The sequence below is a fragment of the Streptomyces sp. NPDC015346 genome, assembly GCF_043078785.1.
In the GTDB taxonomy this organism is placed as follows: Bacteria; Actinomycetota; Actinomycetes; order Streptomycetales; family Streptomycetaceae; genus Streptomyces.
The window spans coordinates 354,870-371,729 of record NZ_JBIBTW010000004.1; the positions used below are offsets into that span (position 1 = coordinate 354,870).

Consider the following 16,860-nt stretch of genomic DNA (forward strand, 5'->3'; position numbering starts at 1 on the left):
GAGGAAAAGACGTACGCCCCGGCAGCACGGGCAGTGCCGCCGGGGCGTACGTGCAAAGCAGGTCGAGCAGGCAGATTAACGCTTGCTGTACTGCGGGGCCTTACGGGCCTTCTTGAGACCGGCCTTCTTGCGCTCGACCGCACGGTCGTCGCGGGAGAGGAAGCCGGCCTTCTTCAGCGCCGGGCGGTTGTTCTCGACATCCGCCTCGTTCAGCGCACGGGCCACACCGAGGCGCAGGGCGCCGGCCTGGCCGGAGACGCCGCCACCCGAGATGCGGGCGATGACGTCGTAGCGGTTGTCGAGCTCGAGCACCTTGAAGGGCTCGTTGACTTCCTGCTGGTGCACCTTGTTCGGGAAGTAGTCCTCGAGGGTGCGACCGTTGATCTTCCACTTGCCGGTGCCCGGAACGATCCGGACGCGGGCGATGGCGTTCTTGCGACGGCCCAGGCCGGCGGCCGGCTGGGGGTCGCCGAAGCGGGAAGCCAGGGACTCGGTGGTGTACTCGCCCTCGACGGGGACCTCGGACTCGAAGGTGGTGACCTCCGCGTAGGTCTCCTCGCCCTCGACGCCCTCGACGGGGGTCTCAACAGTGGTCTCGGCCACGATTCTCCTCAGATTTCTTTCGTTCTTAGGGGGTGGCCGGAACTACTGCGCGACCTGGGTGATCTCGAACGGGACCGGCTGCTGGGCAGCGTGCGGGTGGTTCTCACCCGCGTAGACCTTCAGCTTCGAGAGCATCTGACGGCCCAGGGAGTTCTTGGGGATCATGCCCTTGATGGCCTTCTCGACGGCCTTCTCGGGGTTCTTCTCCAGCAGCTCGTCGTAACGGACGGAGCGCAGACCGCCCGGGAAACCGGAGTGGCGGTACGCCAGCTTCTGGGTCTTCTTGTTGCCGGACAGGTGGACCTTGTCAGCGTTGATGATGATGACGAAGTCGCCCATGTCCATGTGCGGGGCGTAGATCGGCTTGTGCTTGCCTCGCAGGAGGTTCGCAGCCGTGGTCGCCAGACGGCCCAGGACAACGTCCTGCGCGTCGATGATGTGCCACTGGCGAGTGACATCGCCGGGCTTGGGGCTGTACGTACGCACTTCGTAGCCTTCGCTTCTTCAGTGGATGGAGTCCAGACACACCTGAAGCGATCATGCAGCTGGGGCCTGCACTGCCGGGATCATCGCCCGTATGCAAACCACTGGTAACTGCTCCAGGGAACCTGCGTACGGGTTCTTCGCGCGAGAGCGACGAAGCCAATACGCATAACAAACCGCAACAGTACCCGCGCCGCCCCCGACGGGTCAAAACGCAGCGAGGCACCAGGTCAGCGCGCGCGCTCCACCCGCCGCTCGTCCCAGACGGGCTCCGTCGTCTCCCGCACGACCCCGTCCGACCCGAAGACCAGGAAGCGGTCGAAGGTCTTCGCGAACCACCGGTCGTGCGTCACCGCGAGCACCGTGCCCTCGTACGACTCCAGGCCGTCCTGCAGGGCCTCCGCCGACTCCAGGTCCAGGTTGTCCGTCGGCTCGTCGAGCAGCAGCGCCGTCGTGCCGGACAGCTCCAGGAGCAGGATCTGGAAACGGGCCTGCTGCCCGCCGGAGAGCTTCTCGAAGGGCTGGTCCCCCTGCCCCTCCAGCTCGTACCGGCGCAGCACCGACATCGCCCCGCCCCGGTCCTTCGCGTGCTCCGTCCACAGGATGTCGACGAGGGTCCGGCCCTGCAGCTCCGGGTGGGCGTGGGTCTGGGCGAAGTGGCCCGGGACGACCCGCGCGCCCAGCTTCCACGTCCCCGTGTGCGCGACCGAGGGGTCCCCGGCGAGCAGCCGCAGGAAGTGCGACTTGCCCGAGCCGTTCGAGCCGAGGACGCCGATCCGCTCCCCGTAGAAGATCTCCAGCGAGAACGGCTTCATCAGCCCGGTCAGCTCAAGATTCTCAGCTGTCACCGCCCGTACGCCGGTCCGGCCGCCGCGCAGCCGCATCCGGATGTCCTGCTCGCGCGGGGGCTCCGGCGGCGGGCCGGCCTCCTCGAACTTCTTCAGCCGGGTCTGCGCGGCCGCGTACCGGGACGCCATCTCGTGGCTGACCGCCGCCGCCTGCCGCAGGTTGACCACCAGCTTCTTCAGCTGGGCGTGCTTCTCCTCCCAGCGGCGCTTCAGCTCCTCGAACCGGGCGAACCGCTCCCGCCGCGCCTCGTGGAAGGTGTCGAAGCCGCCGCCGTGCACCCAGACGTCGGACCCGGCCGGACCCGGCTCGACCGCGACGATCTTCTGCGCGGCCCGGGCCAGCAGCTCCCGGTCGTGGGAGATGAAGAGCACGGTCTTACGGGTCTCCCGCAGCCGCTCCTCCAGCCACCGCTTGCCGGGCACGTCGAGATAGTTGTCCGGCTCGTCCAGGAGCAGCACCTCGTCGGTGCCGCGCAGCAGGGACTCCAGGACCAGCCGCTTCTGCTCGCCGCCGCTGAGCGTGCGCACCTCGCGGAACTGCGCCTTCTCGTACGGGACGCCGAGGGCGGCCGTCGTGCACATGTCCCAGACCGTCTCGGCCTCGTACCCCTGGACCTCGGCCCAGTCGCTGAGGGCCTGCGCGTACTTCATCTGCGCGGCCTCGTCGTCGACCGTCATGATCAGGTGCTCGGCCTCGTCGACCGCCTTCGCGGCCTCACGGATGCGGGGCTGGGCCACGGAGACCAGCAGGTCGCGGACCGTACGCTCGTCGCGCACCGACCCCACGAACTGCGGCATCACCCCGAGGCCGCCGCTGACGGTGACCGTGCCGCCGTGCGGCTGGAGCTCACCGGCGATCATCCGGAGCAGCGTGGTCTTCCCCGCGCCGTTGGCCCCGACGAGGGCGACCACCGCGCCTTCCCCCACGCGGAAGGAGGCATCGGCGAGAAGCACCCTCCCGTCCGGAAGGTAGTACTCCAGATGCGCGGCCTCGACATGTCCCATGGTGCGCATTGTCGCCGCCCGCACCGCCTGTTCCCAACCGGATTAGGATGCGCGGCATGAGCTTTGGGGGACCGCAGTGGCCGCAGGAGCCGCAGCAGCACGGTCAGCAGCAGCCGTACGGACAGCAGCCGAACCCGTTTCCCGGGGCGCAGGCACCGCAGACACCCGACTGGGGTGCCCTGGCGGACGCCTCGGCGGCCGGCCGGCGGCGCAAGCGCTGGCTGATGATCGGCGGCGGCGCGCTCGCGACCCTCGTGGTCGGCGCGCTCGTCGCCACCGCGGTCGTGAGCAGCGGGAAGGGCGAGGACACGGCGAAGAACGGCTCGGTCACCCCCACGGGCTCCGCGCCCACCGACTCCCCCACTCCGGAGCCGACGTTCTCGTCCGTGGCCCCGCCGCCCCCGCCGAACCCGAAGGACTTCATCTCGAACGAGACGAAGGACAAGGCCCCGCTCAGCGCCGAGGGCCTCTTCCCGGGCAAGAAACTCACGATGAGCGGCCGCGCGTACAAGAAGGGCGCGACCTCCTCGACCACGAACTGCGCGAGCGTCACACAGGGCGGGCTCGGCCCGATCCTGAAGCGGAACGGCTGCGACCGTGTGATCCGTGCCACCTACGTGAAGGACGGCGTCGCGATCACCGTCGGTGTGGCGGTCTTCTCCACCGAGGCGGAGGCGCTGAAGGCGAAGGACCAGGCAAAGGGCGGTGTCGCCCCGCTCGCCGGCTCGGGCGTGGCCGAGTTCTGCCGCGCGACGGTCTGTCTCTGGCGCTCGAACTCGATCGGCCGGTACGCCTACTTCACGACCGCCGGCTTCGCCGACGGCAAGCGGGTCACGACGGCCGACAAGCCCATCTACGAGGTCAGCGACGACCTGGCCACCTTCGCCTTCAACCAGATCTACGCCCGCGGCCGCGCCCAGGCCTCAGCAGCAGCCGGCGCTCCCGGGGAGTGACCGCCTGTTCCTGGCCTCCAGATTGCGGGCGGCCAGGAGCTCGTCGGCCGGGTAGCCGACCTCTTCGAGGGTGAGCCCGTGGGGACGTACGACGTGGACGGCCGAGTCCCGGACGCCCGCGGCGAGCACCTTCGCGGGCCAGTCGACGGGGCGGTGCCCGTCGCCGACGAACAGCAGGGCGCCGACGAGCGAGCGGACCATGTTGTGGCAGAAGGCGTCGGCCTTCACGGTCGCTTCGAGGATGCCGCCGGGCCGCCGCTCCCAGCGGAGCTCCTGGAGCGTCCGGATGGTGGTGGCGCCGTCGCGCTTCTTGCAGTACGCGGCGAAGTCGTGCTCGCCGACGAGCCGCTCGGCGGCGGCGTTCATGGCGTCCATGTCGAGGGCCCAGTCGTGCCACAGGACGTGGCCGCGCAGGAGCGGGTCGACACCGCCGGGGTTGTCGGTGACGCGGTAGGCGTAGCGGCGCCAGACGGCGGAGAAGCGGGCGTTGAAGCCGCTGGGGGCCTCGGTGAGCTTCCACACCCGTACGTCGTGGGAGAGGCGCCCCGCAAGCCGCCGGAGCAGCTTGTCGCGGTGCTCGGCCCACAGCTCGACGGGGAGGTCGACGTGGGCGACCTGCCCGCGCGCGTGCACGCCGGAGTCGGTCCGGCCGGCGACGGTCAGCTCGTACGTCTCCTTGGACCGGGTGACGGTCCGCAGGGCGTCCTCGATGTCGCCCTGGACGGTGCGCTGCCCGTGGGCCTGCTTGGCCCAGCCGGAGAAGTCCTTGCCGTCGTAGGACAGGTCGAGCCGGATGCGTACGAACCCGGCCTGCACGTCGTCGCTCACGCGCTGAATCCTCTCGAAACCTCTGCGTACGGAGGCGGGCCCGCACCCCAAGGGGTACGGGCCCGCCCACGAGAAAAACGGAAGAACGCTTACGCGTCCTTCGCCTCCTCGGCCGGAGCCTCGGTGGCGTCCTCGGCCTTGGTCTCCTCGACCTTGGCCTCGTCCTCCTTGACCGCACGCTTGGTGGCGGCCTCGGCCTCGGCGACGGTCGCCTTCTTGGCGATCTCGCCCTCGACGAGCTCGATCACGGCCATCGGGGCGTTGTCGCCACGACGGTTGCCGATCTTGGTGATACGGGTGTAGCCACCCGGACGCTCGGCGTAGCGCGGGGCGATCTCGGTGAAGAGGGTGTGGACGATGCCCTTGTCGGTGATCGTCTGCAGCACCAGGCGACGGTTGTGGATGTCGCCCTTCTTCGCCTTGGTGATCAGGCGCTCGGCGACCGGACGCAGGCGGCGGGCCTTGGCCTCGGTCGTGGTGATGCGGCCGTGCTCGAAGAGCGACTTCGCCAGGTTCGCGAGCAGCAGACGCTCGTGAGCGGCGCTGCCGCCGAGGCGGGCACCCTTGGTGGGACGCGGCATGGTGTTTCTCCTTCTGATCTGCACCGGCCGTGTGAGGTACCGGTGTCAGTGTCCGCGCGGGCGTCTGCCCGACGGAGATCCGGCCGAAGCCGGAGGAATTCCCGGACCGAGGCCCGGAGTCTGCCGGGCCTCACGGCCCGACGGCCCGGGCCGAGGCCCAGGCATGCGCCGCGGCCGCGAGGCCGCTGCGTTTCCCGGCCGAAGGCCGGAGGGATCCCCGGGCCGCGAGGCCCGGAAGTCACGCGGCGCGCGGCCGCGAGGCCGCTGCGCTTCCCGGCCGGAGGCCGGGGGGGTCCGGGGCGGAGCCCCGGGGGTGCACCCGTCGCGGCGGGGCCGGCCCCGAGGGGCCGGTCCCGCCGGGCCGGTGACTAGTACTGCTCGGTCTCGACGAAGCCCGCGTCCGCGTCGTCGTCGGCGCCGAAGGCGTCCGCCGCGGCGGTCGGGTCGAATCCGGGCGGGCTGTCCTTGAGGGCCAGGCCCATGCCGGCCAGCTTCGCCTTGACCTCGTCGATCGACTTCGCACCGAAGTTGCGGATGTCGAGCAGGTCGGCCTCCGAGCGCGCCACGAGCTCACCCACGGAGTGGATGCCCTCGCGCTTGAGGCAGTTGTACGAACGAACGGTGAGCTCGAGCTCCTCGATCGGCAGCGCCAGGTCCGCGGCGAGGGCGGCGTCCGTCGGGGACGGGCCCATGTCGATGCCCTCGGCGTCGATGTTGAGCTCGCGCGCCAGACCGAACAGCTCGACCAGGGTCTTACCGGCCGACGCCATGGCGTCACGCGGCCGCATGGCCTGCTTGGTCTCGACGTCGACGATCAGCTTGTCGAAGTCGGTGCGCTGCTCGACACGGGTCGCCTCGACCTTGTACGTGACCTTGAGCACCGGCGAGTAGATGGAGTCGACCGGGATACGGCCGATCTCCTGGCCCACCTGCTTGTTCTGCACGGCGGAGACGTAGCCGCGACCGCGCTCGACGGTCAGCTCCATCTCCAGCTTGCCCTTGCCGTTGAGCGTGGCGAGGACCAGGTCGGGGTTGTGCACCTCGACACCGGCCGGCGGGGCGATGTCGGCGGCGGTGACCAGACCCGGACCCTGCTTGCGCAGGTACATCACGACCGGCTCGTCGTGCTCCGAGGAGACGACCAGCTGCTTGATGTTCAGGATGAGGTCGGTGACGTCCTCCTTGACGCCCGGCACGGTGGTGAACTCGTGCAGGACACCGTCGATGCGGATGGACGTGACCGCCGCACCCGGGATCGAGGAGAGGAGCGTACGACGGAGGCTGTTGCCGAGCGTGTAGCCGAAGCCCGGCTCCAGGGGCTCGATGACGAACCGCGAACGGAATTCGTCGACGACCTCTTCGGTCAGCGAGGGACGCTGAGCGATCAGCATGATGTGGTTCCTTCAGTCATGGACACCCACTATTTGATGTCCTGAGGCACTGCTGGTACTGCAAGGGTACGGGCGGCACGGCCCCCGAAGGGGTCGTACCGCCCGGACACTCAGACCGTCACCGGTCGTGCGTCAGACGCGACGACGCTTCGGCGGACGGCAGCCGTTGTGCGGCGTGGGGGTGACGTCCTGGATCGAACCGACCTCGAGGCCCGTGGCCTGGAGGGAGCGGATCGCGGTCTCGCGGCCGGAGCCCGGACCCTTCACGAAGACGTCGACCTTGCGCATGCCGTGCTCCTGCGCGCGGCGAGCGGCCGACTCGGCGGCCATCTGCGCGGCGAACGGAGTCGACTTGCGCGAGCCCTTGAAGCCGACGTGGCCGGCGGAGGCCCAGGAGATCACGTTGCCCGAGGGGTCCGTGATCGAGACGATCGTGTTGTTGAACGTGCTCTTGATGTGCGCGTGGCCGTGAGCGACGTTCTTCTTTTCCTTGCGGCGCACCTTCTTGGCAGCGCCCTGACGACCCTTGGGGGGCATCTATATCTCCTACGGGAGGTGGTCGGTCCTACAGCGAAGACCGTGTGGTCAAGCGTCCGCTGAGGACTACTTCTTGCCCGGCTTCTTCTTGCCGGCGATGGCGCGACGCGGGCCCTTGCGGGTACGGGCGTTCGTGCTGGTGCGCTGACCGTGGACCGGGAGGCCGCGACGGTGGCGGATGCCCTGGTAGCAGCCGATCTCGATCTTGCGGCGGATGTCGCCCTGGATCTCGCGGCGGAGGTCACCCTCGGTCTGGAGGTTGGCGTCCACGTACTCGCGGATCTTGACGAGGTCCTCTTCGGCCAGGTCACGAACGCGGGTGTTCGGGTTCACGCCGGTCGAGGCGAGGATCTCCTTGGACCGGGTACGCCCGATACCGAAGACGTAGGTGAGTGCGATCTCCACACGCTTTTCGCGCGGGATGTCAACACCGGAAACGCGTGCCATTCAATGGCTCCTGTGTGTTCGGGGGTCTTCAACAAAGCCGCTCCCGACCGCCGACCCCTTTGATGTCAAAGAAGTGGTACGTCCGGGTCCCCGGCCCCCGCCGGAGGTGCCGCCGACCCTTGCGGGCTGGGCGGGCTTTGCCATATGTACGTTGCTTGCGTCGCGCGAAGAACTGCGGAGGTGCAGGTCGGTCGGCGTGCGTCAGCCCTGGCGCTGCTTGTGGCGCAGGTTGTCGCAGATGACCATGACCCGGCCGTGACGGCGGATCACCTTGCACTTGTCGCAGATCTTCTTGACGCTCGGCTTGACCTTCATGGGATGTGAGGTTCTCCGGGTCAGTGCCACCACCCGCGCACGGAAGATGCGGGGTGCGGGCAAGATCTACTTGTACCGGTAGACGATCCGGCCACGCGTCAGGTCGTACGGAGAGAGCTCCACGACGACCCGGTCGTCCGGAAGGATTCGGATGTAGTGCATCCGCATCTTGCCGGAGATGTGCGCGAGGACCTTGTGACCGTTCTGGAGCTCCACCTTGAACATGGCGTTCGGGAGGGACTCGATCACGGTGCCCTCGATTTCGATGGCACCTTGCTTCTTGGCCACGCTTCGCCTTTCGAATCGGCTACCTTGATCGACTCTCGCCCCGGGTGAAGACACACGGGTACACGAGAGCCGACGCATCAGTCTACGTCAGGCCCCTGGAAAAGACGAATCCAGGAAGAATGCCCACCCGCGGAGATCGTTACGCCAGCGGATCGGGGGCCGCCGTCACGCCCAGCTCCGCCAGCTTCGCCTTGCCGCCGTCCGGGGAGGTCAGGACCAGGGGTCCGGCCTCCGTGAGGGCCACCGAGTGCTCCCAGTGGGAGGACCAGGTGCCGTCCGTCGTGATGACCGTCCAGTCGTCGGCGAGGACCTCGGTGTGCGGCGTGCCGAGGGAGACCATCGGCTCGATCGCCAGGCAGAAGCCGGGGACCAGCTTCGGGCCCTTGCCGCGCTTGCGGGAGACGTAGTTCAGCAGGTGCGGGTCCATGTGCATCTCGGTGCCGATGCCGTGGCCGCCGTAGTCCTCGACGATGCCGTACTTGCCGCCGCCGGGCTTCGGCTGGCGGCGGATGTACGTCTCGATCGCGCGCGAGATGTCCACCAGCCGGTTGCCGTTCTTCATCGCGGCGATGCCGGCCCACATCGACTCCTCGGTCACCCGGGAGAGCTCGATCAGCTCCGGGGCGTGCCCCGTGCCCACGAAGGCCGTGTACGCCGCGTCCCCGTGCCAGCCGTCGACGATCGCGCCGCAGTCGATCGAGATGATGTCCCCGTCCTTGAGGACCGTCTTCTCGTCCGGGATGCCGTGGACGACGACCTCGTTCACCGAGGTGCAGATCGTCGCGGGGAAGCCGCCGTACCCGAGGAAGTTCGACTTCGCGCCGTGGTCGGCGATCACCTTGCGGGCGACCTCGTCCAGGTCCTTCGTCGTGGCGCCCGGCACGGCCGCCTCCCGGGTCGCCGCGTGGATGGCGGCGACGACCAGCCCGGCCTCGCGCATCTTCGCGATCTGCTCGGGGGTCTTGATCTGCACCATCGCGGCGGGGGCCTTTCCTTCGGATACGGGGAACAGAACAACGATACGGCCGCGGCGCCCCCGAGGGGCACCGCGGCCGTATCCGTGGAACAGGGGTGAGCGTCAGCTCTTCTTCAGCGCCGCCATCGCGCGTGCGGTGACCTCGTCCACCTTGCCGAGCGCCGAGATCGTGACGACCAGGTTCTGCGCCCGGTAGTAGTCGATGATCGGCTCGGTCTGCGTGTGGTAGACCTCCAGGCGCCGGCGGACGGTCTCCTCGGAGTCGTCGTCGCGCTGGTAGAGCTCGCCGCCGCACACGTCACACACGCCCTCGGCCTTCGGCGGGGTGTACGTCACGTGGAAGACGTGCGCGCTGTCGTTGCGGCAGATGCGGCGACCCGCGATCCGCTTCACGACCTCGTCCTCGGGGACCTCCAGGTCCAGGACCGCGTCCAGCTGCATGTCCTCGGCCTTCAGGACCACGTCCAGCGCCTCGGCCTGGGCCACGTTGCGCGGGAAGCCGTCGAGCAGGAAGCCGTTCGCGGCGTCCGACTGCTCCATGCGGTCCTTGGCCATGCCGATGGTCACCTCGTCGGGCACCAGGTCACCGGCGTCCATGAACGCCTTGGCCTTGAGGCCCAGCTCCGTGCCCTGACTGATGTTGGCGCGGAACAGGTCACCCGTGGAGATGTGCGGGATGTCCAGGTTCTTGGCAAGGAACGCGGCCTGCGTACCCTTGCCGGCCCCGGGCGGTCCGACGAGGACGATTCGCATCAGCGGAGGAACCCTTCGTAATTGCGCTGCTGGAGCTGGCTCTCGATCTGCTTCACGGTCTCCAGCCCCACACCCACGATGATGAGGATGCTCGTCCCGCCGAAGGGGAAGTTGGCATTGGCGCCACCGAAGCCTGCCAACGCCATCGTCGGCACAAGAGCGATCAGACCCAGATACAGCGAGCCCGGCCAAGTGATCCGGTTGAGCACGTAGCTCAGATACTCGGCAGTAGGTCGACCAGCCCGGATACCCGGGATGAAGCCACCATACTTCTTCATGTTGTCCGCGACTTCCTCGGGGTTGAACGAGATCGCCACGTAGAAGAAGGCGAAGAACACGATCAGGAGGAAGTACGTAGCGATGTAGTAGGGGTGGTCACCCTTGACGAAGTGGGCTTCGATCCAGGTTTTCCAGCCCGCGGTGGAGTTCGAGAACTGGGCGATCAAGGCCGGGATGTAGAGCAGCGACGAGGCGAAGATGACAGGAATCACACCTGCCTGGTTCACCTTGAGAGGGATATAAGTGGACGTTCCGCCGTAGGACCTGCGGCCGATCATCCGCTTCGCGTACTGCACCGGGATCCTGCGCTGGGCCTGCTCGACGAAGACGACGAGCGCCACCATCACGAAGCCGATCAGGATGACGGTGCCGAACTCGATCCAGCCCTTGGCGAGCTTGCCGCTCTCCTTGATGGCCCACAGGGCGCCCGGGAAGCCGGCGGCGATCGAGATGAACATCAGGATCGACATGCCGTTGCCGATGCCGCGGTCGGTGATGAGCTCACCGAGCCACATGACGAGGGCGGTGCCGGCGGTCATGGTGATGACCATGGTGATGGTCACGAAGATCGACTGGTCGGGGACGACCTGGTTGGCGACCGTGCAGCCGCTGAAGAGCGCGCCGGTGCGGGCCGTCGCCACGAGACCCGTGCCCTGGAGGATGGCGAGCGCGATCGTCAGGTAGCGCGTGTACTGCGTGATCTTGGCGGTGCCGGACTGTCCCTCTTTCTTGAGGGCCTCCAGTCGCGGGATCACGACGGTCAGCAGCTGCAGGATGATGCTCGCCGTGATGTACGGCATGATGCCGAGCGCGAAGATGGTGATCTGCAGCAGCGCTCCGCCACTGAACATGTTCACCAGGCCGAACAGGGAGTTGTTGCCCTGGCTCGCCTGGTCAACACACTGCTGGACGGCCTTGTAGCTGACACCGGGGACGGGGATGTGTGCCCCGAGCCGGTACAGCACGACGATGCCGAGCGTGAAGAGCAGCTTCTTGCGCAGGTCGGGCGTCTTGAACGCCCGGGCGAACGCGGTGAGCACGGTGCCTCCTGCGACCCCCGCGCAAGTGCGTCAGAGGTGACGGTCTTGAGGTTCGACGAATAGAAACAGGTACAGAAACAGGTACGGATACCGGTCAAGGCCGTACGGGCATACCGCACGGAGCATAGACAGTGCACGCCACCTTACCGGCGACCATGCCCCCCTAGGAACGACCAACCGGGGATGCCCCTTTTGGGAGGCATCCCCGGTTGGATGTTCAAGCCATCGAGTCGTCTCAGACGAGCTCGGTGACGGTGCCGCCGGCAGCGGCGATCTTCTCCTTGGCGGAGCCGGAGACGGCGTCGACCGTCACCTGCAGCGCCACGGAGACCTCACCGGTGCCGAGCACCTTGACGAGGCTGTTCTTGCGCACCGCGCCCTTGGCGACCAGGTCGGCCACCGTGACCTCTCCACCCTCGGGGTAGAGAGCGCCGAGCTTGTCCAGGTTCACGACCTGGTACTCGGTGCGGAACGGGTTCTTGAAGCCCTTGAGCTTCGGCAGACGCATGTGGAGGGGCATCTGCCCACCCTCGAAGCGCTGCGGAACCTGGTAACGGGCCTTCGTACCCTTGGTACCACGACCAGCGGTCTTACCCTTGGACGCCTCGCCACGACCCACACGGGTCTTGGCGGTCTTGGCGCCCGGGGCAGGCCGGAGGTTGTGGGCCTTCAGCGGGCTGTTCTCCGCCATGTCAGTCAACCTCCTCAACCGTCACGAGGTGGCGGACGGTGTGCACCATTCCGCGGAACTCGGGGCGGTCCTCCTTGACAACCGTGTCGCCCAGGCGCTTGAGCCCGAGCGAACGCAGGGTGTCGCGGTGGTTCTGCTTGCTACCGATGTACGACTTCGTCTGCGTGACCTTGAGGCGAGCCATTACGCACCCGCCCCAGCACGCGCACGGAGCAGAGCCGCGGGGGCGACGTCCTCGAGGGGCAGACCACGGCGAGCCGCGATCTCCTCGGGACGCTGCAGGCCCTTGAGGGCCGCCACGGTCGCGTGCACGATGTTGATCGCGTTGTCGGAGCCGAGCGACTTCGACAGGATGTCGTGAACGCCGGCGCACTCGAGCACGGCGCGCACCGGGCCACCGGCGATCACACCGGTACCGGGGGAAGCCGGCTTGAGCAGGACGACGCCCGCGGCCTTCTCGCCCTGGATCGGGTGAGGGATGGTGCCCTGGATGCGGGGAACCTTGAAGAAGTTCTTCTTGGCTTCCTCGACACCCTTGGCGATGGCCGCGGGAACTTCCTTGGCCTTGCCGTAACCGACACCTACGGTGCCGTCACCGTCGCCCACCACGACCAGCGCGGTGAAGCTGAAGCGACGACCACCCTTCACAACCTTGGCGACGCGGTTGATCGCGACAACGCGCTCAACGTACGCGGTCTTCTCGGCGGCAGCGCCACCGTCGCGGCCCTTCCGGTCCCGCCGCTCGCCGCCACCGGCACCGCTTCCGCGGCGCTGGGGTCCAGCCATTGGATTACCTCTCTCTGTTACGTCCGTTAGTCCCGGAACCGGGGCTTAGAACTTCAGCCCGGCTTCGCGGGCGGCGTCAGCCAGAGCGGCAATGCGCCCGGCGTACCTGTTGCCACCACGGTCGAACACGACAGCCTCGACGCCGGCGGCCTTGGCGCGCTCGGCGACCAGGGATCCGACCTGCTTGGCCTGCGCGGACTTGTCACCCTCGCCGCCACGGATCGACGCGTCCAGGGTCGACGCCGACGCAAGGGTGTGACCCTTGAGGTCGTCGATGACCTGAGCGGTGATACCGCGGTTGGAACGCGTCACGACGAGGCGCGGACGCTCCGCCGTACCCGACACGTTCTTGCGGATGCGGATGTGGCGGCGCTTCTTGGCAGCGCCCTTGTAGGCGTCGCCCTTGGCGATCTTCACACCGTATGCCATGGCTTACTTACCAGCCTTTCCGACCTTGCGGCGGATGACCTCACCCGCATACTTCACGCCCTTGGCCTTGTAGGGGTCGGGCTTGCGAAGCTTGCGGATGTTGGCGGCGACCTCGCCGACCTTCTGCTTGTCGATGCCCTCGACCGAGAACTTGGTCGGCGACTCGACCTTGAACGAGATGCCCTCGGGCGCCTCGATCAGGATCGGGTGGCTGTAACCGAGCTGGAACTCCAGAGCGGAGCCCTTCGCGGCGACGCGGTAACCGACACCGCTGATCTCGAGCGCCTTGATGTACCCCTGGGTCACACCGGTGATCATGTTGGCCACCAGCGTGCGGGACAGGCCGTGGAGGGCCTTGTTCTGACGCTCGTCGTTCGGGCGGGTGACGTTGAGAACGCCGTCCTCACCCTTAACGATCTCGATCGGCGCGGCGACGGTGTGGCTCAGGGTGCCCTTGGAACCCTTGACCGTGACCGTGCGGCCCTCGATGGTGACGTCCACACCGGCGGGAACCTGGATAGGCAGCTTGCCAATACGCGACATTAGCTATTCCTCCGTTCCCGACTACCAGACGTAGGCGAGGACTTCCCCACCTACGCCCTTCTTGCCTGCCTGCTGTCCGGTCAGGAGACCGTGGGACGTGGAGATGATCGCCACGCCCAGGCCGCCGAGGACCTTCGGCAGGTTGGTGGACTTCGCGTAAACCCGGAGGCCCGGCTTCGAGATCCGCTTGATGCCCGCGATGGAGCGCTCACGGTTCGGACCGAACTTGAGCTCGAGAACGAGGTTCTTGCCGACCTCGGCGTCCTCGACCTTCCAGCCCGTGATGAAGCCCTCCTGCTGGAGGATTTCCGCGATGTGAGACTTGATCTTGCTGTGCGGCATCGACACGGAGTCGTGGTACGCCGAGTTCGCGTTACGCAGACGCGTGAGCATGTCTGCGATGGGATCAGTCATGGTCATGAATTGGCCTTCGGCCTCTCTCGCCGGGGTTTCCTGTATGCGCCATCCCTCTCCCCACACAGGGGCGGGACGGGTGCGGCGCGGGGACCTACGGCGTAGTAAGTCGTACGGGCGGCAGACGCCCAACCCTCCTAGCCTAAGCCATGGAGGGGTGGGCCTCTGCCAACCCTCTGCTTACCGAGAGACTCCGGTTATCCCAGAAGTACGGGGATTACCAGGAGCTCTTGGTCACGCCCGGCAGCTCGCCACGGTGAGCCATCTCACGAAGGCACACGCGGCACAGGCCGAACTTGCGGTACACGGAGTGGGGACGACCACAGCGCTGGCAGCGCGTGTAGCCGCGCACGCCGAACTTGGGCTTGCGGGCAGCCTTCGCGATGAGAGCCTTCTTCGCCATCTCGCTTACGCCTCCTTGAACGGGAAGCCGAGGTGACGGAGAAGGGCGCGGCCCTCAGCGTCGTTGGTCGCCGTGGTGACCACGGTGATGTCCATACCCCGGACACGGTCGATCTTGTCCTGGTCGATCTCGTGGAACATGACCTGCTCCGTGAGACCGAAGGTGTAGTTGCCACGCCCGTCGAACTGCTTGGGGGACAGACCACGGAAGTCGCGGATGCGCGGAAGCGCGAGCGACAGGGTGCGGTCGAGGAACTCCCACATGCGGTCGCCACGGAGGGTGACGTGCGCACCGATCGGCTGGCCCTCACGCAGCTTGAACTGCGCGATGGACTTGCGGGCCTTGGTGACGGCCGGCTTCTGACCGGTGATCGTGGTGAGGTCGCGGATGGCGCCCTCGATCAGCTTGGAGTCGCGGGCGGCGTCGCCCACACCCATGTTGACCACGATCTTGACGAGGCCGGGGATCTGCATGACGTTCTCGTAGGAGAACTCCTCACGCAGCTTGCCCGCGATCTCCTCGCGGTACTTCGTCTTGAGACGCGGAGTGGTGGTAGCCATCAGATGTCCTCACCCGTCCGCTTGGCAACGCGGATCTTGTTGCCCTCGTCGTCGAAGCGGTAACCGACACGCGTGACGACCTTGTTGCCGTCCTTCTCCACGACGAGCTGAACGTTGCTCACGTGGACAGGGGCCTCGGTCGTGACGATGCCACCGGCCTGCGACGGGCCGGCCTTGGTGTGCTTCTTGACCCGGTTGACACCCTCGACCAGGACACGGTCCTCGCGGGGGAAGGCCGCGATGACCTTCCCCTGCTTGCCCTTGTCCTTACCGGTGATGACCTGGACCAGGTCGCCCTTCTTGATCTTCATGCTTACAGCACCTCCGGCGCGAGCGAGATGATCTTCATGAACTTCTTCTCGCGCAGCTCACGGCCCACGGGGCCGAAGATACGGGTGCCGCGAGGGTCGCCGTCGTTCTTGAGAATGACAGCGGCGTTCTCGTCGAAGCGGATGTACGAGCCGTCCTGGCGGCGGCGCTCCTTGACGGTGCGAACGATGACCGCCTTGACGACGTCACCCTTCTTCACGTTGCCACCGGGGATCGCGTCCTTGACGGTGGCGACGATGACGTCACCGATGCCCGCGTAGCGGCGACCGGAACCACCGAGAACACGGATGCAAAGGATCTCCTTGGCACCAGTGTTGTCGGCGACACGCAGTCGCGACTCCTGCTGGATCACGTCTATCTCCTGATTGTCTGCCGGTTCCCGGCAGGGGCACCGGAGTGCCCCTGCCGAGCCTGGCGGAACTGACCTGAGGGAAACCCCTCAGGTAATTACTTGGCCTTCTCGAGGATCTCGACGACGCGCCAGTGCTTCGTGGCGGACAGCTTCCGGGTCTCCATCAGGAGGACGCGGTCGCCGACGCCGGCAGCGTTCTGCTCGTCGTGAGCCTTGAGCTTGTTCGTACGGCGGATGACCTTGCCGTACAGAGCGTGCTTGACGCGGTCCTCGACGGCGACGACGACGGTCTTGTCCATCTTGTCGCTGACGACCAGGCCCTCACGGACCTTGCGGGCGTTGCGCTCGGTCTTCTCAGTCACGTTGTTCTCGCTCATCAGGCGCTCTCCACCGTCTCGATGCCCAGCTCGCGCTCACGCATCAGGGTGTAGATCCGCGCGATGTCCTTGCGGACGGACTTGAGCCGCCCGTGGTTCTCGAGCTGGCCAGTCGCCGCCTGGAAGCGGAGGTTGAACAGCTCTTCCTTGGCCTCGCGGAGCTTGTTGAGAAGCTCCTCGTTGCCCAGCTCGCGCAGCTCGGACGCCTTGGTACCGGCAGTCATCACAGCTCACCTGCCTCGCGCTTGACGATCTTGCACTTCATCGGCAGCTTGTGGGCCGCACGGGTCAGGGCCTCGCGCGCGATCTTCTCGTTCGGGTAGGACAGCTCGAACATCACCCGACCGGGCTTGACGTTCGCGATCCACCACTCCGGCGAACCCTTACCGGAACCCATGCGGGTCTCGGCAGGCTTCTTGGTCAGCGGGCGGTCCGGGTAGATGTTGATCCAGACCTTGCCGCCACGCTTGATGTGGCGGGTCATCGCGATACGGGCCGCCTCGATCTGGCGGTTGGTCACGTACGCCGGAGTGAGGGCCTGAATGCCGTACTCGCCGAACGCAACCTGCGTACCACCCTTGGACATACCGCTGCGCTTCGGGTGGTGCTGCTTGCGGTGCTTGACCCTACGGGGGATCAGCATTTCGG

Annotated in this window: 27 protein-coding genes; 1 reads left to right on the top strand and 26 read right to left on the bottom strand. The window is 67.1% G+C overall.

The genetic code is table 11. The features are described from left to right. Positions 1-75 precede the first annotated feature (75 nt). The 3 genes from rpsI to ACF06X_RS16690 all read right to left on the bottom strand — a co-directional run bounded on the left by rpsI (position 76) and on the right by ACF06X_RS16690 (position 2,939). Positions 76-603 carry a 30S ribosomal protein S9 gene (gene rpsI / locus ACF06X_RS16680; RefSeq protein WP_158989449.1) on the bottom strand — a complete coding sequence of 176 codons (528 nt, stop codon included), beginning with the start codon at positions 601-603 and terminating at the stop codon, positions 76-78. Positions 604-645: 42 nt separating this feature from the next. Then, positions 646-1,089 (bottom strand): 50S ribosomal protein L13, encoded by a 444-nt coding sequence (rplM, locus tag ACF06X_RS16685; RefSeq protein ID WP_189600870.1) that lies wholly within the window; start codon positions 1,087-1,089, stop codon positions 646-648. 227 nt (positions 1,090-1,316) lie between these two features. Further along, on the bottom strand, positions 1,317-2,939 hold the full coding sequence (locus ACF06X_RS16690; RefSeq protein ID WP_392288011.1) for an ABC-F family ATP-binding cassette domain-containing protein: 1,623 nt from the start codon (positions 2,937-2,939) through the stop codon (positions 1,317-1,319). A 56-nt stretch (positions 2,940-2,995) separates the two neighbouring features. Between ACF06X_RS16690 and ACF06X_RS16695 the strand changes: the two genes are divergently transcribed. After that, a complete protein-coding gene (locus ACF06X_RS16695; protein ID WP_392288012.1) occupies positions 2,996-3,892 on the top strand; it encodes a hypothetical protein in 897 nt (298 codons plus the stop codon). Here ACF06X_RS16695 and truA read toward each other — a convergent pair. The 23 genes from truA to rplP all read right to left on the bottom strand — a co-directional run bounded on the left by truA (position 3,863) and on the right by rplP (position 16,855). Then, positions 3,863-4,720, bottom strand: a complete 858-nt coding sequence (truA, locus tag ACF06X_RS16700; RefSeq protein WP_392288013.1) for a tRNA pseudouridine(38-40) synthase TruA — start codon at positions 4,718-4,720, stop codon at positions 3,863-3,865. The two genes, ACF06X_RS16695 and truA, sit on opposite strands and share 30 nt — an antisense overlap. 89 nt (positions 4,721-4,809) lie before the next feature. Continuing rightward, complete coding sequence (gene rplQ / locus ACF06X_RS16705) at positions 4,810-5,301, bottom strand: 50S ribosomal protein L17 (RefSeq protein ID WP_392288014.1); 492 nt, start codon at positions 5,299-5,301, stop codon at positions 4,810-4,812. Between the two features lie 368 nt (positions 5,302-5,669). Then, positions 5,670-6,692 carry a DNA-directed RNA polymerase subunit alpha gene (locus ACF06X_RS16710; RefSeq protein WP_003966937.1) on the bottom strand — a complete coding sequence of 341 codons (1,023 nt, stop codon included), beginning with the start codon at positions 6,690-6,692 and terminating at the stop codon, positions 5,670-5,672. A 132-nt stretch (positions 6,693-6,824) separates the two neighbouring features. Then, positions 6,825-7,229 (bottom strand): 30S ribosomal protein S11, encoded by a 405-nt coding sequence (rpsK, locus tag ACF06X_RS16715; RefSeq protein WP_003956432.1) that lies wholly within the window; start codon positions 7,227-7,229, stop codon positions 6,825-6,827. A 66-nt stretch (positions 7,230-7,295) separates the two neighbouring features. Then, positions 7,296-7,676: a 30S ribosomal protein S13 gene (gene rpsM / locus ACF06X_RS16720; protein WP_392288015.1), complete on the bottom strand. Its 381-nt coding sequence runs from the start codon at positions 7,674-7,676 to the stop codon at positions 7,296-7,298. A gap of 201 nt (positions 7,677-7,877) precedes the next feature. Then, positions 7,878-7,991, bottom strand: coding sequence for a 50S ribosomal protein L36 (rpmJ, locus tag ACF06X_RS16725; protein WP_003956441.1), 114 nt, complete (start codon positions 7,989-7,991; stop codon positions 7,878-7,880). Positions 7,992-8,057: 66 nt separating this feature from the next. Further along, on the bottom strand, positions 8,058-8,279 hold the full coding sequence (gene infA, locus ACF06X_RS16730; protein WP_003956442.1) for a translation initiation factor IF-1: 222 nt from the start codon (positions 8,277-8,279) through the stop codon (positions 8,058-8,060). Between the two features lie 139 nt (positions 8,280-8,418). Beyond that, entirely contained in the window at positions 8,419-9,255 is an 837-nt protein-coding gene (gene map, locus ACF06X_RS16735; RefSeq protein WP_392288016.1) for a type I methionyl aminopeptidase, read from the bottom strand. Between the two features lie 102 nt (positions 9,256-9,357). Further along, the gene (locus ACF06X_RS16740) at positions 9,358-10,008 is read right to left on the bottom strand and encodes an adenylate kinase (protein ID WP_392288017.1); all 651 of its coding nucleotides are present in this window, start codon (positions 10,006-10,008) and stop codon (positions 9,358-9,360) included. After that, positions 10,008-11,327, bottom strand: a complete 1,320-nt coding sequence (gene secY / locus ACF06X_RS16745) for a preprotein translocase subunit SecY (protein WP_392288018.1) — start codon at positions 11,325-11,327, stop codon at positions 10,008-10,010. Before secY ends, ACF06X_RS16740 begins: the two co-directional genes overlap by 1 nt. A gap of 235 nt (positions 11,328-11,562) precedes the next feature. Continuing rightward, entirely contained in the window at positions 11,563-12,018 is a 456-nt protein-coding gene (rplO, locus tag ACF06X_RS16750; protein WP_392288019.1) for a 50S ribosomal protein L15, read from the bottom strand. 1 nt (position 12,019) lies between these two features. After that, positions 12,020-12,202: a 50S ribosomal protein L30 gene (rpmD, locus tag ACF06X_RS16755; protein WP_392288020.1), complete on the bottom strand. Its 183-nt coding sequence runs from the start codon at positions 12,200-12,202 to the stop codon at positions 12,020-12,022. Further along, a complete protein-coding gene (gene rpsE, locus ACF06X_RS16760; RefSeq protein WP_017239585.1) occupies positions 12,202-12,804 on the bottom strand; it encodes a 30S ribosomal protein S5 in 603 nt (200 codons plus the stop codon). The genes rpmD and rpsE overlap by 1 nt, the downstream gene beginning before the upstream one ends. A gap of 45 nt (positions 12,805-12,849) precedes the next feature. Beyond that, positions 12,850-13,233, bottom strand: a complete 384-nt coding sequence (rplR, locus tag ACF06X_RS16765) for a 50S ribosomal protein L18 (RefSeq protein WP_056651228.1) — start codon at positions 13,231-13,233, stop codon at positions 12,850-12,852. Between the two features lie 3 nt (positions 13,234-13,236). Then, the gene (gene rplF, locus ACF06X_RS16770; RefSeq protein ID WP_392288021.1) at positions 13,237-13,776 is read right to left on the bottom strand and encodes a 50S ribosomal protein L6; all 540 of its coding nucleotides are present in this window, start codon (positions 13,774-13,776) and stop codon (positions 13,237-13,239) included. 21 nt (positions 13,777-13,797) lie between these two features. Further along, complete coding sequence (gene rpsH / locus ACF06X_RS16775) at positions 13,798-14,196, bottom strand: 30S ribosomal protein S8 (RefSeq protein ID WP_158989430.1); 399 nt, start codon at positions 14,194-14,196, stop codon at positions 13,798-13,800. A gap of 211 nt (positions 14,197-14,407) precedes the next feature. Further along, the gene (locus tag ACF06X_RS16780; protein ID WP_003948630.1) at positions 14,408-14,593 is read right to left on the bottom strand and encodes a type Z 30S ribosomal protein S14; all 186 of its coding nucleotides are present in this window, start codon (positions 14,591-14,593) and stop codon (positions 14,408-14,410) included. A 5-nt stretch (positions 14,594-14,598) separates the two neighbouring features. Beyond that, the gene (gene rplE / locus ACF06X_RS16785; protein WP_215069857.1) at positions 14,599-15,156 is read right to left on the bottom strand and encodes a 50S ribosomal protein L5; all 558 of its coding nucleotides are present in this window, start codon (positions 15,154-15,156) and stop codon (positions 14,599-14,601) included. After that, a complete protein-coding gene (gene rplX, locus ACF06X_RS16790; protein WP_158989426.1) occupies positions 15,153-15,464 on the bottom strand; it encodes a 50S ribosomal protein L24 in 312 nt (103 codons plus the stop codon). The genes rplE and rplX overlap by 4 nt, the downstream gene beginning before the upstream one ends. 2 nt (positions 15,465-15,466) lie before the next feature. Then, positions 15,467-15,835, bottom strand: coding sequence for a 50S ribosomal protein L14 (gene rplN, locus ACF06X_RS16795; protein ID WP_003956455.1), 369 nt, complete (start codon positions 15,833-15,835; stop codon positions 15,467-15,469). A gap of 95 nt (positions 15,836-15,930) precedes the next feature. Continuing rightward, the gene (gene rpsQ, locus ACF06X_RS16800) at positions 15,931-16,212 is read right to left on the bottom strand and encodes a 30S ribosomal protein S17 (RefSeq protein WP_282694362.1); all 282 of its coding nucleotides are present in this window, start codon (positions 16,210-16,212) and stop codon (positions 15,931-15,933) included. Continuing rightward, positions 16,212-16,436, bottom strand: a complete 225-nt coding sequence (rpmC, locus tag ACF06X_RS16805) for a 50S ribosomal protein L29 (protein ID WP_030214018.1) — start codon at positions 16,434-16,436, stop codon at positions 16,212-16,214. The genes rpsQ and rpmC overlap by 1 nt, the downstream gene beginning before the upstream one ends. Further along, on the bottom strand, positions 16,436-16,855 hold the full coding sequence (rplP, locus tag ACF06X_RS16810; RefSeq protein WP_015035580.1) for a 50S ribosomal protein L16: 420 nt from the start codon (positions 16,853-16,855) through the stop codon (positions 16,436-16,438). Before rplP ends, rpmC begins: the two co-directional genes overlap by 1 nt. Positions 16,856-16,860: the final 5 nt, after the last annotated feature.